Source organism: Pseudoalteromonas sp. A25 (genome assembly GCF_009176705.1).
Classification (GTDB): domain Bacteria; phylum Pseudomonadota; class Gammaproteobacteria; order Enterobacterales; family Alteromonadaceae; genus Pseudoalteromonas.
In genome coordinates this window covers 2,481,859-2,496,699 of sequence record NZ_AP021846.1, presented here as the reverse complement: position 1 = coordinate 2,496,699, position 14,841 = coordinate 2,481,859, and the positions used below count along the sequence as shown (strand labels likewise).

Here is a 14,841-nt window from a genome sequence, read left to right as displayed (position 1 = left end):
GAAATTTTGATCGTAGTGGCCTTTATAGGCCACTACGCAAGGGGTTATTGTTCTTCAAAGCTGGCAACTAGCTTATCGAGTGACTTGGCTGAATCTGCAAGTGCTTGTATGGCTTTTTCGGTGTCTAGCTGAGCATTCATAACATCATCACTAATTGTACTGATGTGCTCGATACTTCTGCCTACATCGGCCACTACATTGCTTTGTTGCTCAGTTGCAGCGGCAATTAAAGTGGTCATATCATTTATCTGATTTGCCGTTTCAGTCACATCCGCCATCAGTTCGACGGATGTTTGCATGCTATCTACACAGTGATCAGCTTGTTGTTTTGACTGATTGATTTGATTAACGATAGCATCTGATGATTGCGTAAGCTCTGTTATTGTTGCTTGGATCTCGTCTGTAGATTTAGAGGTTCTGCTGGCAAGCGCACGCACTTCATCGGCAACGACAGCAAAGCCTCTTCCGTGCTCTCCTGCCCGAGCCGATTCTATAGCGGCGTTTAAAGCTAACAAGTTGGTTTGCTCTGAAATGCCTCTGATAACATCAACAATGTTTGCAATTGATTGGGTTTTATCAGCCAGAGTTTCTACTTCATGTGCCATAGCATCAATATCATTTGCTAATGTTTGCAGGGTATCCTGGCTTTGCTGAACGCGGTGGTAACTTTGCTCTGATGATGCTTTACTTTGCTCGGTCAGCTTTGCGGAATTATTGGCACTGCCTGCAATTTCTTGCACGGTTGCGCCCATTTCGTTGATGGCTGCTGCAACAGTGATTGTTTGCGACTTTTGGTCATCCAGAGCTTGAGAGTTTTTATGGCTTTGTTCAAATACGTGTTCGCTGGCGTTACGAATATCGCGACTCTCATTAGCAACCATTTTAATAGCCGATTCAATTTTAGATATAAACTCGTTGAAACCATCTGCTAATGCTTGTAGTTCCGGCTGATTAGAGTTGGGCACGCGGTAGTGAAGCTTTGCATCACCACTTCCCAAACGTGCAAACAGTTGCGCCATATTAGACAATGGGGCGCTGAGGTTTTTGGCCATAAGAAGGCTGGCAAAACTGGCGATTAGTGCCGTGATAAGAGCAAAAAGTATGATTTGCCACTGTAGGGCGTTAATTTCATCAAATACCTCCTCTGCGGGCACTTGAGCGATAACATATAAATCAGTTTGTTCAATAGCACTAGCTGCGATAATAGTGTTGTCACCATTTAGTTTTAGAGTATTAACCGAAAAGTTGCTGCCATTGAGTAAATTACGACTGGCGTTTGCGCCGTAAAAGTCGTTAAGGTTTGATTTGGCAACTTTTGACGCATCAGGGTGAAGTTGAACCTGTCCCTGTGCATTTACAACGTAGACAAACCCTGTTTTTTCTATTTTCATATTGCTTAGCATACGCTGCATATCATCAATGCTTTTCGCCAGACCTGCTAAGCCAACCCCGTTGGTTTGCTGATGGTTAACAAACATCTTCACATCGCCAGGGGCCTCTTGGAAGATACTAATGGAATATTCATTGCCGCTTTGCGTAAAGCCAAAAAACCAGCCATCTTGCTGCTGATTCAAGACTCTGAGAAAACCATCTTGGTTCCAATATTGAGCACTTTCACGATTCGCCCATGAAGCGGTAACTAAGTCATATTGATTTGCAATACGCTTGAGTTCATCGACTAACACAGATTCGTCTAGCTGACCTTGCTTGGCCATATTTAAAATAAACTGGTTGCTAGATAATTGCTGTGCTGCGTTTTTTAGTTGCAATATTTGTTGCGCAATCGATTTATTTATACTCTCTACTTTACTTGGGAGCTCTGACTCTAACATCCTTTTTTCAGTCATGGCTTTAGCGCTATAAATCGCTCTTGCACCAATAACACTGGCGACAACAATTGCGATTAAGCTACCAAGCAGGGTGATCCTTTGGGTAATAGATAGGTTATACATCCGCATTTAATTACACTTTTTACCAAACTGAATTAATTATTCTAGCATATTACATAATTTGGTCATATTGTTTCTATTATTCGAGTATAGATAGCAGGATTGTTAATTAATATTTTATTATAAATACCTTTCAATTAGTTATATAACTCTAATGTTAATTGATGCACAGCTATTTTCTCGTATATCCAGCATAGAAAAAGCCCACAGCATAAGCGAATGGGCTTTGGTTTCTAACAAGCGAACTGGTAAAACAAGCCAAGTCAGGCTGACCCTGATGCGCGCTTGCCTAGGGAGTAGGCTTAAACAATCTTTTTCATTGCAGACATGTAACCGCGCAGCGTCTCGCCAATTTTTTCTACTGGGTGATTGCGAATAGCGTGATTTGCTTGGATCAATGCCTGGTTATCAACATAGTTATCTACACCTTCTAATCCTTTGCCAATCACGTCGGTGTTAACGGTACTCATAAAAGGTTTTAGCAACGGCAAACATGCATGATTGTATAAATAGCAGCCATACTCAGCCGTATCTGAAATCGTTCTATTCATTTCAAATAACTTTTTACGCGCAATCGTGTTGGCAATGAGCGGTGTTTCATGTAGTGATTCGTAGTAAGCTGATTCATCAATGATCCCAGCCGCAGTCATGGTTTCAAAGGCAAGCTCCACACCTGCTTTAACCATTGCTACCATTAAAATGCCTTTATCAAAGAAAGTTTGCTCCGAGATTTCTGCGCTGGTATTTTGCTGTTTTTCAAACGCTGTATTAGCGGTGTCGGCGCGCCATGAAAGTAGCTTGGCGTCGTCTTCTGCCCAATCTGCCATCATGCCTTTTGAAAATTCGCCGCTGATGATGTCGTCCATATGTTTGTTGTACAAAGGGCGCATGATTTGCTTTAGCTCTTCACTTAACTCAAAGGCCTTTAATTTAGCTGGATTAGAAAGGCGGTCCATCATGTTTGTAATACCACCATGCTTTAACGCTTCTGTGATCACTTCCCAGCCATATTGAATAAGCTTTGAGGCATAACCCGCTTCAATGCCTTGTTCAACCATTTTGTCAAAGCACAATAATGAGCCAGTTTGCAGCATTCCGCATAGGATGGTTTGCTCGCCCATTAAGTCAGACTTTACCTCGGCAATAAAAGATGAATGTAAAACACCGGCTTTATGGCCACCCGTACCTGCAGCATAAGCTTTTGCTTGCGCTAAACCTTTACCTTCAGGGTCATTCTCTGGGTGCACAGCTATCAGTGTTGGTACGCCAAAGCCACGCTTGTATTCTTCACGTACTTCGGTACCTGGGCATTTTGGTGCCACCATGATAACGGTGATGTCTTCGCGCACTTGCATACCTTCTTCAACGATATTGAAGCCATGAGAATAAGCAAGTGTTGCTCCTTTTTTCATTAACGGCATCACGGCATTGACAACGGAAGTATGCTGCTTGTCTGGTGTTAGGTTAAGGACTAAATCTGCCTCTGGAATAAGCTGCTCATAGGTGCCAACAGTAAAACCATTATCAGAGGCATTTAAATATGATTGACGTTTTTCACTGATTGCAGAATCACGCAATGCATAGCTTACATCTAACCCTGAGTCGCGTAAGTTTAAGCCTTGGTTAAGACCTTGTGCGCCGCAACCTACGATCACGAGTTTTTTACCTTCTAATACTTTAACTCCGTCATCAAATTCCCTTGGGTCCATAAATTCGCACTGTGCCAATTGCGCTAGCTGTTCTCTAAGAGGGAGTGTATTAAAATAATTCGCCATGTTAGTACCTTTAAATAAGTTCACGTTTGTTAGAAATGTTTATGGGTTGAGCATAAGCGCTGTTAATAATTACGTAAAATGATATATTTGAATCACTGTGTTTCATTTATTGAAAGGTGAATATGGACCATAAACAACTTGGCTACTTTTTGACACTGGCTGAAACACTGCACTTTGCGCGAGCTAGTGAACAGTGTCATGTCAGTGCACCAACATTGAGTCGACAAATAAAACAGCTTGAGCAAGAACTGGGTACTGAGTTGTTTATTCGTGACAACCGCAGCGTTAGCTTGACTCAGCATGGCAGGGCATTTGTTGAATACGCGCAAGCAACGTTGGCAAAATGGCGACAGTTTAAAAGTCAGTGTCAAGATAATGAAGGCCCGTTAGTGGGTGAGTTAAGTATGTATTGCTCGGTAACTGCAACGTATAGTTTTACCTATGACTTATTCGCCGTTTTCAGAAAGCAGTTTCCCGCCATTGAGTTAAATCTTAATACTGGCGATCCCGCGTTCTCAATTCATCACGTTCAAACTGGCAAGGAAGATGTTGCGGTTGCGGTTAAACCCGCCCACTTGCCACAAGGATTAGCCTATCTGCCGCTTGGGCGTTCAAAATTAGCCATTATAGCGCCTGTCATGGATTGCCCGTTGAGTAATTTGATCAACACTCATAAACAAGATGAAAGTTTGTGGGAAAAGCTCCCTTTTATTATGCCGGAGCAGGGAGTGCTTAAAGATCGTATTGACGACTTTTGTGCTGCGCAAAATTTAACTCCGAAGGTATATGCGCATGTGTCAGGACATGAAGCGATGGTTGCACTGGCGAGTTTAGGTTTTGGTGTGGCATGTGTACCGCAAATTGTTTTAGATCAAAGCCCATTTATAAATCAAGTGCAACACTTAACGGTAACCCAGCAGCAACACATAGAAGATATTGAAATTGGTTTGGTTTGCAAGCAAAAGCGGCTGCAAGACCCAGTAGTAAGTGCATTGTGGCAATGTGCAACTGGGTTATTCAATAAAAATACAGCGAAGGTGTGATTGTTTTGTTTTCTGTAATTATAAGTGGGCAAAGCGATGCGTAGCTTTACACCCTAGCTACAAGTGTAAAAGGCTAATAATGCACTAAAAGCGTTGTAAAGTAAGCCCTTTGATAAAATTCTCGAGAATATAAATTTACATTCTCGTGACATGAGAAGAATAGTAAGTGATTTGTTTATTCTGGCAACGCAAATAATATTGATTGTCATTTAGATATGTGTATACTTTACTCCCAGATAAAAATACAAATTTTAATAATTTTCAAAGGAAGTCATTGATGGTTTTTCGTAAGTCTCTTCTCGCTACTTCTATCGTTGTTGCAACACTGGGTTTAACCGCGTGTGGTGGTTCTGGCTCTAGTAACAATAATACTAATAATGGTGATAATGGTACTACAACACCAACTAATTCTGCGCCAACGGCAATCACGTTAACTGCGCAAGCGCAGATCCATGAAAACGTGGCAGGTCAAGTTGTTGGTACTTTAGCGGCAACCGATGCTGATTCTGGTGATACATTTACTTTTTCAACCACAGACGAGCGTTTTGAAATTGATGCAACTTCTTTGAAGTTGAAAAGCTCTGCGGTACTTGACTATGAAGCTGAGTCAGAAGTTTCTGTTGATGTGACTGTTACAGACAGCGCAAATAATACGTTCTCGCAAGCCGTTACGTTTAATGTAACGGACGCTAAAGACTATGACTTTAGAAATGCACAATCGGGTGACTCAAGTGTGTCTTACTCAGGTCAAATTGCACGTCATGTACTGATTAAAGAATTATACAACTACATTGGCGGCGATTTAGCGGCTGATTCACAAACCATGACCGCAGACTTACTACTCGCTAAGTTAATGCAGTACTACAAAATAGCAGACGCTGATTACGATGCCATCGCTAATGCGATGACGTTATCAGTGACAAGTAATGCCAAGCAAGCAACGCTTGCAGATATTTCAGGTAGTCATAAAGACCTAAGTGGTAAAATTGCGGGCAATGACGAGAAAGGCCAACATAAAGACTGGAATGATGGTGCAAGCTTTGAAGGCTGGGCAGGTCTGGAAACAAATACGCCAGAAGGTTTAATGAACGCTTTGTTTGCACAACTTGTAGAGCGTGTGCAGCAAACGACAGTTTCAACACCAAATGGTAAAGAGATTGAAACGCACTACGTAACGGCTGATGGTGTAGACCTTAAGCAATTAACACAAAAATTCTTGTACGGTGCGGTGGCGTTTTCGCAAGGCGCTGATGACTATTTAGATGATGCAACAGCAGATAAGGGTCTAAAAACCAGCAATGTGTTAGGCGACAAGCCTTATACAAACCTAGAACATCAGTGGGATGAGGGTTTTGGTTACTTTGGCGCAGCACGTAATTACCTAAGCTACAGCGATGATGAAGTAGCAGGTAAAGGTGGCCGTGAAGATTGGCAAGGTAAAAACGATTTTAATGCCGATGGCAAAATTGACTTAAACGCAGAGTACAACTTCGGTAACTCGACCAATGCTGCTAAGCGTGATAGAGGCTCTAACGGGGCCACTGATCTGAGTAAAGATGCATTTGACGCATTCTTTGCGGGTCGTAAGTTAATTGCTGATAATGTGGGTTCAGAGTTAACGGATGCACAGTTAACAGAGCTTAAAGGTTATGCTGTTGCAGCAACCGCAGCATGGGAAAAGTCAATTTCAGCAACCGTGGTTCATTACATTAATGACAGTATCGCTGATCTAGAAGAGATGAAAGCGGGTACATATGATGCTGATAAGTTTGTGACTTTGGCTAAGCATTGGTCAGAAATGAAAGGGTTTGCACTAAATCTGCAGTTTAACCCTGAGTCTCCATTCAAGGCAGCAGCGAATGCAGGTAAGTTTGCGCAAATGCATACGCTAATGGGTAACAAGCCTGTTGTAGGATCAGAAGCTGACATGACTGCTTATATTGCACAGCTTAAGCAAGCGCGTGATATTTTAGAGCAAGTATACGGCTTTGATAGTGAAGTAGTTGCCAGCTGGTAGTATATTCACGTTTAAAACAGTAAAAAAGGTTAGCTTTTCGAAGCTAGCCTTTTGTCATATATGAAATCGAATAAAAGAGGCAATTGATGGCACCAACAATAAAACCTTTGCTGTTGGCAACGACGTTAACTGCATTGTTGAGTGGTTGTGGAGAGAGTACCTCAAGTTCAGAGGGTGAAAACTTCTCAAACAACAAAGGTAATGTGACGATTAATTTTGATCAACAGGCATTACTCGTTAACTTAACGGACAATGTTATTACACCGACTTTCGAAGCTTTTGCAAGTAAAGCGCAATCTTTACCAACTCAGATTAAAGCTTACTGTGATTTAGAAACCACTTACGACCCCAGCATGCAAGACGACGCTGCAAAAGCAGCACGCGACGAAGCAATGCAGGTGGCGCAAAATGCATGGCGTGAAACCATGGTGAGTTGGCAGCACGCCGAGTTAATGATCGTTGGTCCACTACTTGAAAACGATAAGTCGTTGCGCAACGACATATATTCTTGGCCGAATGCTAGTACGTGTAGTGTTGACCAAGATGTAGTGTTTTTTGAACAGGGTGATATCAACGGTGTTGCTTACAATATTCGTAATCGTTCAGATAAGCGCCGTGGCTTAGATGCGCTTGAATACTTGCTGTTTAATGAGAACCTAAATTACAGTTGTTCGAGCCTCACTGCCGGTGACATTTTAGCAGATTGGAATACGCGTGCTGAGCAACCACGTAAAGTGACACGCTGTAAGTATGCGCTAGAAGTTGCCAATGACTTAAGCCACTCAGCGCAATCTCTAGTTAACCAGTGGAGTGGCGAACAAGGTTATAGTCAAGTACTCAAAACTGCCGGCCAGCCAGGCAATAAATTTGAAACACAGACTAAAGCTATCAATGAGATCTCAGATGCATTGTTTTATATGACTGAGGAACTTAAAGACTACAAACTGGCTACACCGCTTGGACTTTTTGCCAACAGCTGTGGCCTAGAGGCCTGCCCAGAAGCTGTTGAGTCGGTATACGCTAAGCACTCAATCGAGAACATTAAGGCGAATATTGCGGCGTTTGAGCAGCTGTTTTTAGGGGGCAGTGCTGATGAGACTGCAACGGGCTTTGATGACTTTTTAGATGAACAGCAAGCCTCTGACACAAAACAAAAAATGTTGCAAGGTATCGCTGATGCAAAAGCGGCGGCAAATGCGTTAGAGGGCTCTTTGCAAACAGCGCTTACAGCAGATGAAGCGTCAGTAACTGATACGCATGGCAAGGTAAAAGTGGTGACCGATCAGCTTAAAAATGACTTTATCAATAAGCTAGCACTCGAACTTCCAAAAACGTCGGCAGGTGACAATGACTAAGGGGCCTTTTATGCAAAAATCTTTGTTGGCGCTGGCAGTAGCTGTGGCTATGCCAAGTGCATTCGCAGCTGATAGTGACGATAACTTAGAACATATCCAAATACTGAGCCATTACGACAAACTTCGCACCGAAGCCGGCTCGGCAACGCTGCTTACTGAAGAGCAATTGGCAAAGTATGAATATGATGATATTCACCGTATTTTGGCCTCAGTGCCAGGCGTAAATATTCGTGAAGAAGATGGCTATGGACTGCGCCCTAACATTGGATTTCGTGGGGTAACGCCAGAGCGCAGCAAAAAAATCACGATCTTAGAAGATGGCGTTTTAATCGGTCCTTCTCCTTACTCTGCTCCTGCTGCTTACTACTTTCCTGTGACTACTCGTATGACAGCCGTTGAGGTGTTCAAAGGCCCGGCTGCGATAAAGTACGGCCCACAAACGGTTGCAGGAACGATTAACTTAGTGACGCGTCAGGTACCTGAGTTTACCGAAGGTGGCATTGATGTTGCTGCTGGGACAGATGGCTACCAAAAAGCGCATGGTTACTTTGGCTCAGTGGTCAATAACGTAGGTTTTTTAGTTGAAGGGGTTAACCTTAAAGCGGACGGCTTCAAAGAACTCGATGGTGGTGGTGATACAGGCTTTAATAAAAATGATATTTTGGCCAAGCTAAACTACAAAATGCGTCTTGATGGCTTTGATCATACTTTTGCTCTGAAGCTGTCGTATGCCGATGAAGAATCCGATGAGACTTATTTAGGTCTGACAGATTCTGACTTTGCAAAAACACCATACAGACGCTATGCCGCTACACAAGATGCTTTGATGGATACTGAGCATCAACAAGTTATGCTCTCTCATTACCTTGAGGGTGATGATGTAAAAGTTACCACGCGTATCTATCGAAACGACTATGAACGTGCTTGGCGTAAACTGAATAGTTTAACCAATACCAGTGGCTCGCTATCTGCAATTTTGGCAGACCCTGAAACGTTTGCTGATGAATATGCGGTCCTTACTGGTCAACAAGACTCAGTACAAGCTGGGCGTAGTGCAATCTTTTTAACAATGGGCACAAATGATCGTGAATATTTTTCGCAAGGTGTTCAAGTTGATGCATCAGTCAAGTTTCAATTGTTTGATTTAGAACATAAATTAGCAGTTGGAGTACGATATCACGAAGACGAAATTGAGCGTAAACACTTTGAACAAACGTATGCGATGAGCAACGCAAACGTGGCCAATACAGGCCAAGATAAAGCATTCACGACGCTAGATATTGAATCGACAGATGCATGGTCAGTATATATGGAAGACCAAATTACGCTAGATGCACTGACACTTGGTGTAGGTGTACGTGGCGAATTGATGGATATGCATTATCAAAACAACAAAGATACGCTGGATTGGCAAGACAAAACGACGCGCATTTGGTTACCGGGAGTCAGTGGCTTTTATAAGTTGTCTGAAGAGTCAGGTTTGTTGTTTGGTGTACACCAAGGGTTTGTACCATCTTCTCCAGCTCAGGCTGAGGATATTAAACTTGAAAAGAGTGTAAACTACGAATTTGGTGGCCGTTTTAATGATGGCGTAACGCAATTCGAGTTAGTGAGCTTTTACAATGATTACAGTAACTTGAAAGAGAGTTGTAGTCAGTCAAACTGTGGTATTAACTCGCAACTAGACCAAGAGTTTAACGGTGGTGAAGTTGATGTGTTTGGCGTTGAAGCTCAATTTTCGCAAAGTTACCCGTTGAACTTGCAGTTAGAAATTCCTTATGGATTTGTATACACCTATACTAAAAGTGAATTTCAGCATGACTTACGCTCTGAGTTTGCACAGTGGGGCGAGGTTAAAAAAGGGGATGAGTTACCGTATTTGCCCAACCACCAAGCAACCTTTAATATTGGTTTAGCAGCGCAAGATTGGCAGCTGTCTATGGCGGTTAAATATGTCAGCTCAATGCCAGAGGCGGCGGGTGTTAGTTGGCAAAATGCGAATTCAGGTAAAGAGGTAAACATCCCACTGGCCGGTAAAAAGGTGCCTGCCAATGTGGTGGTTGACCTTTCAGCGAGCTATGAGCTGGGTAAGTATGGTCGCGTTTATGCCAAAGTAGACAACCTACTGGATGAAACTGAAGTAGTGAGTCGTCGCCCTTACGGTTCGCGCCCAGGCAAGCCTCGCCAATTCTCGTTAGGGTATAAGTATCAGTTTTAAAAGCGACAACTGATTACTAAGCGATAAATAAGGGTCACGCAGTTGGCCCTTTTTTTGAGGTAAGTGATGTTAGAACAAATGTGGCAAAGTTTTATCTCGTTGCCAAGTTACTTGTTAGATGCTAATAAGCGCATTTATATTCCCTATCTGCTCAGTGCGGTACTTATGGCTGTGCCAGTTTATTTTGCCGCTCAACAGAAGACTCAGCGGTCGCTTGCTGGTTTTTTAATGTTTCTATTTCCTAAAAAAGTATGGCTATGTAAAAGTGCCAAGTTGGATTACTGCCTACTCATTACCAACGTGTTACTTAAAGCCGCGCTTTTTGCGCCAATTGTTTTAACTATGGTGCCGGTTGCTATTTTGACAACGGATACACTGGAGTGGGCCTTTGGTCAGCCTTTGCATTTAGCTTGGTCTGAGGCTGCTATCATGACAATATTTACTTTGATGTTGTTTATCGTAGATGATTTAACGCGATTTTTGCTGCATCTATTATTGCATAAAGTGCCCTTTTTTTGGGAGTTTCATAAGGTTCACCATTCTGCAAAAGTGCTGACGCCATTTACAATTTATCGCTCTCACCCCGTAGAGAGCTATCTTTATGCATGCAGAATGGCACTAACGCAGGGCTTAGTAGTTGGCTTTGGATATCATTTTTTTGGTACTGAGCTAAGCATGTATGACATTTTAGGCGCGAATGCTTTTGTATTTATGTTTAATATTTTTGGGGCCAATTTACGTCATTCCCACGTGCGCTTTAGCTGGGGAGATAGGCTAGAAGGGTGGTTTATTAGTCCTGCACAACATCAAATACATCACAGCGGTGATCCTCAACATTTCGATACTAATTTAGGCTCTGCATTGGCGATATGGGATAGCATGTATGGCTCTTTGATAAAGGCGTCTTCAGCACCCAACATCACGATTGGAGTTGGACAATATGATGCAGGACACGACTCACTTGGGGCTATTTATCTCAAGCCGATTAAACAAGCTTTTAAGACACTGTTTAAAACTAAGAGCGCGGATAAAACTGACACTGACGAGGTTGAAGTTGATAGCAAACCTTAGTGTTTATTTAGTAGCGGCATTAACAGCTTTTCAAGTCCGTTGAGTTTTACTTCGTAGATCATTGCTAATTGTTGGCCAAGCTTGCCTTGTGGGAAGCCTTTTTGTTTAAACCAAACGACGTAGGGCTCAGGTAACAATAACAATGGCGTACCAGCGTATTTTCCAAATGGCATTTTTGTATTAATTGCTTCAATAAGTAGTTGCTGGTCTTGCATCGCATCGTTTCCGTTGAATAGGTCGGTAATATTGTATCAATATATACAAAACATGGCACTGCAACTAAACACCGAGTGGGCATTGTAAGTGTTTAGCAGTGTATTGAAGCCTAAAAACAAGAGAAGTTCACAAAGGGTAGAACGTGAATGCTAAGTGCTTAATTACGTTCAAAGCTATATCTCGCAAGCGAGCACTTGCATTTGCTCTTCACACCAACTGAGTGCATCGTTGTATATCTGTGGCAAACTATCTGGGTTGATATCCAGTGCTTGGCATTGTTGCTGAGCGCTCTGCCAGTCAGCTTTTTCATAGCTCTGTACTATCAAAAGTAACTGTGCCAAAGCTCCTTCTTTGACTACCAGAGCTTGTTTGATGGCATCGACCAGTGGTAGGCGACCCATGATATTTTCCATACTGTCATCGTGAATTGCATCAATAAGGGACATCATACCGGTTAAAAAAGCAGGACCGACAAATTTCTTGTTTTGCGCTTTGAGCGCAAGTTGTTCGCAAAACCGGGCTCTTGTGAGCGATAGTTTAATTAGCTCTACGGGTTTATTTGGGGAAATTTGTGCAGCGAACATCAGTGAGAGAAACTTTTTAAGTTCTTGGCTGCCAAGGGTCACTAAAGCCTGCTTTATATTGCTGATTTTAGTTCTACGCTTGAAAATTGCGGAGTTAGCATAGCGCAACAGTTTGTAAGATAGGTTTACATCGCGTTCAAATATCGGTGTTAATTTCTTTACGTCGATATATTCGTTGGCCGTTTCACTAAGCAGTTTGGTGATTGATAACTCACTTGCGCTGAACATCTGGCTTTTAAGCATTTCAGGTTTCGCAAAGTAAAAGCCTTGAAAGTATTCAAAGCCAAGTTCTTTTAGCTTATCTAATTGCTGGTGGGTTTCGACTTTTTCAGCGATGAGCTGAATATGTTGATAGGGCTGAATTGCTTTTTTAATTAATTGGATCTCAGGCCAAGGTGTAGATGTAACATCTATCTTTAGATACTTTATGTAAGGGAAGAAATGTCGCCAAGTAGATTGATGACAATAATTATCTAGCGCGATCAGATACCCTTTTTTGTGTAGTACTTTGGTGGCATCAAGCAGCTTTTTCCCCGGTTTAGTCGATTCAATCACCTCGATAACGATATGTTGCGGTGCAAACATAAAAGGATAGCCAAGCAAAAGTGACTTTAGCGTAAAGTTTATAAATGCAGGTTTATGGTTACTTAACTCTTCAAGTGCAAAGTAAAACTGACTTCCTTCGACTAACCGAGAAGTTGCTTCGTCGGCACTAATACCAGGAAAGGTATTATCTGGCCCATTTCGAAATAAAATCTCATAGCCTATAGGTTTATTTTCAATGTTAAAGATAGGCTGGCGCGCCGCGTAAAAATACATAAATATAATGAATTTGAATCCGATGATCTTAAAGGATAGTAAAATCAACCCTATTTTACTAGCTTATGTCTTATAATTGGTTCTTTTGTACTTTATATTGTGCTTTTTATAGCCCAATGATAGGAAGAAAAATGTACCTGTTCGACTAGACTGGGGTGTGTGGTTTATTCATGTTATAGTCGAACAAAACTAATAAGGCTTTCTTTTTAATGACAATAAGAAAAGTAATTGCTGGATAGTTGTCATTGAGTAGGGCGCCAATAACGAAGGAGGTAACTTTGGAATTAGGCACGATTATTTCGTTAATAATATACTTTATAGTTATGTTAGGCATCGGCCTGTATGCATACCGCAAGTCAACCAGTGATGTATTCGGTTATATGTTGGGAGGACGAAGCTTGCCCCCAAGTGTAGCGGCGTTGTCTGCTGGTGCTTCCGACATGAGTGGTTGGATTTTGATGGGTTTGCCAGGTGCGATGTTTATGTCTGGATTTAGTAGCACTTGGATTGCCATTGGTTTGGTGATCGGTGCATGGCTTAACTATTTCTTAGTGGCACCGCGTTTACGTGTTTACACTGAGCTGGCGAATGATTCAATCACGATTCCAGATTACTTTGCCAACCGCTTTGAAGACCGAGGCAACGCGCTGCGCATAGTGTCTGCACTGGTCATTATTGTCTTTTTCACTCTTTATACCTCATCAGGCGTTGTCGCTGGTGGTAAGTTGTTTGAAAGCTCATTTGGTATGAGTTATGAATCAGGGCTTTATATCACGACAGGCGTGGTCGTTTTATATACTTTGTTCGGCGGCTTTTTAGCGGTAAGTCTTACTGACTTTGTACAAGGCTGTATAATGTTTGTAGCCTTGATTTTGGTTCCACTAGTGACCTATTCATTACTTGATGCACCACTTTCATCAACCTTAGACGCAGTGAATCCTCAGATGTTGACTTGGGTTGGAGCAGGTGGAGCCATTGGTATTGTCTCTGCGATGTCGTGGGGGTTAGGTTATTTCGGTCAGCCACATATTATCGTGCGCTTTATGTCGGTGCGCAGTGTTAAAGATATGCCAACGGCACGTCGTATCGGTATGACGTGGATGATCACTGCTGCTTTAGGAGCCGTAGGTACTGGACTATTTGGCGCCGCATACGCCCATGAGAAGGGCATTGTTGTGGATGACCCTGAAACAATCTTCTTAATTTTATCTCAGTTGCTTTTCCACCCACTCATTGCAGGGTTCCTGCTTGCTGCTATTCTTGCCGCTATCATGAGTACGATTTCTTCACAGCTTTTGGTAAGCTCAAGCTCTTTAACGGAAGACTTCTACAAGATCTTTGTACACAGAGATGCTAGTGATAAAGAGCTAGTACTTATTGGCCGTTTGAGTGTTGTGGCGGTGGCATTGTGTGCAATTTATTTGGCATACGATAGAGATAGCTCAATCTTAAGCTTGGTAAGTAATGCGTGGGCTGGATTTGGTGCCGCATTTGGTCCGCTTGTATTATTAAGCTTGTTTTGGCAAAGGATGAATTTCTATGGGGCACTTGCTGGTATGGTGTCTGGGGCTGCAACGGTCTTATTTTGGATTTACGCACCAGTAACTATTAACGGCGAGCTTTTGAGTAACATTGTTTATGAAATTGTGCCGGGCTTTATTGTATCGTCTGCAGCTATTATCGGTGTTAGCTTAGCAACGTCAGAGCCAAGTGAACCTGTGCAAAACTTATTCAAAAAAGTACAAACTGAGCTGTAAGGCGCAATGCCTACTGATAAAAGAGCGCCATCTGGCG

At 42.4% G+C, this 14,841-nt stretch carries 10 protein-coding genes; 6 read left to right on the top strand and 4 right to left on the bottom strand.

The window, feature by feature from the left end; translation table 11 throughout:
• Positions 1-44: 44 nt before the first annotated feature.
• Together GDK41_RS10615 and ilvC are read right to left on the bottom strand one after the other, a co-directional pair.
• A complete protein-coding gene (locus GDK41_RS10615; RefSeq protein WP_152086388.1) occupies positions 45-1,958 on the bottom strand; it encodes a methyl-accepting chemotaxis protein in 1,914 nt (637 codons plus the stop codon).
• A 293-nt stretch (positions 1,959-2,251) separates the two neighbouring features.
• Positions 2,252-3,724 carry a ketol-acid reductoisomerase gene (ilvC, locus tag GDK41_RS10610; protein WP_152086387.1) on the bottom strand — a complete coding sequence of 491 codons (1,473 nt, stop codon included), beginning with the start codon at positions 3,722-3,724 and terminating at the stop codon, positions 2,252-2,254.
• A 122-nt stretch (positions 3,725-3,846) separates the two neighbouring features.
• Here ilvC and ilvY point away from each other — a divergent pair, with 122 nt between their 5' ends.
• The 5 genes from ilvY (at position 3,847) to GDK41_RS10585 (ending at position 11,428) form a co-directional block, all read left to right on the top strand.
• Positions 3,847-4,767 (top strand): HTH-type transcriptional activator IlvY, encoded by a 921-nt coding sequence (gene ilvY, locus GDK41_RS10605; RefSeq protein ID WP_152086386.1) that lies wholly within the window; start codon positions 3,847-3,849, stop codon positions 4,765-4,767.
• A 277-nt stretch (positions 4,768-5,044) separates the two neighbouring features.
• Entirely contained in the window at positions 5,045-6,784 is a 1,740-nt protein-coding gene (locus GDK41_RS10600) for a DUF4856 domain-containing protein (RefSeq protein WP_172971598.1), read from the top strand.
• An 86-nt stretch (positions 6,785-6,870) separates the two neighbouring features.
• Positions 6,871-8,139: an imelysin family protein gene (locus GDK41_RS10595; RefSeq protein ID WP_152086384.1), complete on the top strand. Its 1,269-nt coding sequence runs from the start codon at positions 6,871-6,873 to the stop codon at positions 8,137-8,139.
• A complete protein-coding gene (locus tag GDK41_RS10590) occupies positions 8,132-10,357 on the top strand; it encodes a TonB-dependent receptor family protein (protein ID WP_152086383.1) in 2,226 nt (741 codons plus the stop codon). Before GDK41_RS10595 ends, GDK41_RS10590 begins: the two co-directional genes overlap by 8 nt.
• A 66-nt stretch (positions 10,358-10,423) precedes the next feature.
• Positions 10,424-11,428 carry a sterol desaturase family protein gene (locus GDK41_RS10585; RefSeq protein WP_152086382.1) on the top strand — a complete coding sequence of 335 codons (1,005 nt, stop codon included), beginning with the start codon at positions 10,424-10,426 and terminating at the stop codon, positions 11,426-11,428.
• On the opposite strand, the gene GDK41_RS10580 is transcribed toward GDK41_RS10585, so the two are convergent.
• The gene (locus GDK41_RS10580) at positions 11,425-11,643 is read right to left on the bottom strand and encodes a DUF3820 family protein (RefSeq protein WP_152086381.1); all 219 of its coding nucleotides are present in this window, start codon (positions 11,641-11,643) and stop codon (positions 11,425-11,427) included. The two genes, GDK41_RS10585 and GDK41_RS10580, sit on opposite strands and share 4 nt — an antisense overlap.
• 174 nt (positions 11,644-11,817) lie before the next feature.
• Positions 11,818-13,047, bottom strand: a complete 1,230-nt coding sequence (locus GDK41_RS10575; protein ID WP_152086380.1) for an EAL and HDOD domain-containing protein — start codon at positions 13,045-13,047, stop codon at positions 11,818-11,820.
• 278 nt (positions 13,048-13,325) lie between these two features.
• On the opposite strand from GDK41_RS10575, the gene putP reads away from it, so the two are divergent.
• The gene (gene putP, locus GDK41_RS10570) at positions 13,326-14,804 is read left to right on the top strand and encodes a sodium/proline symporter PutP (RefSeq protein WP_152086379.1); all 1,479 of its coding nucleotides are present in this window, start codon (positions 13,326-13,328) and stop codon (positions 14,802-14,804) included.
• The last annotated feature ends 37 nt before the right edge of the window (positions 14,805-14,841 follow it).

Excerpts from the sequence above, each read along its gene's own strand:
- GDK41_RS10585 (WP_152086382.1), top strand. The coding sequence starts at position 10,424 with ATGTTAGAACAAATGTGGCAAAGTTTTATCTCGTTGCCAAGTTACTTG.
- GDK41_RS10595 (WP_152086384.1), top strand. The coding sequence starts at position 6,871 with ATGGCACCAACAATAAAACCTTTGCTGTTGGCAACGACGTTAACTGCA.
- GDK41_RS10600 (WP_172971598.1), top strand. The coding sequence starts at position 5,045 with ATGGTTTTTCGTAAGTCTCTTCTCGCTACTTCTATCGTTGTTGCAACA.
- GDK41_RS10615 (WP_152086388.1), bottom strand. The coding sequence starts at position 1,958 with ATGCGGATGTATAACCTATCTATTACCCAAAGGATCACCCTGCTTGGT.
- GDK41_RS10575 (WP_152086380.1), bottom strand. The coding sequence starts at position 13,047 with ATGTATTTTTACGCGGCGCGCCAGCCTATCTTTAACATTGAAAATAAA.
- GDK41_RS10590 (WP_152086383.1), top strand. The coding sequence starts at position 8,132 with ATGACTAAGGGGCCTTTTATGCAAAAATCTTTGTTGGCGCTGGCAGTA.
- ilvY (WP_152086386.1), top strand. The coding sequence starts at position 3,847 with ATGGACCATAAACAACTTGGCTACTTTTTGACACTGGCTGAAACACTG.
- GDK41_RS10580 (WP_152086381.1), bottom strand. The coding sequence starts at position 11,643 with ATGCAAGACCAGCAACTACTTATTGAAGCAATTAATACAAAAATGCCA.
- ilvC (WP_152086387.1), bottom strand. The coding sequence starts at position 3,724 with ATGGCGAATTATTTTAATACACTCCCTCTTAGAGAACAGCTAGCGCAA.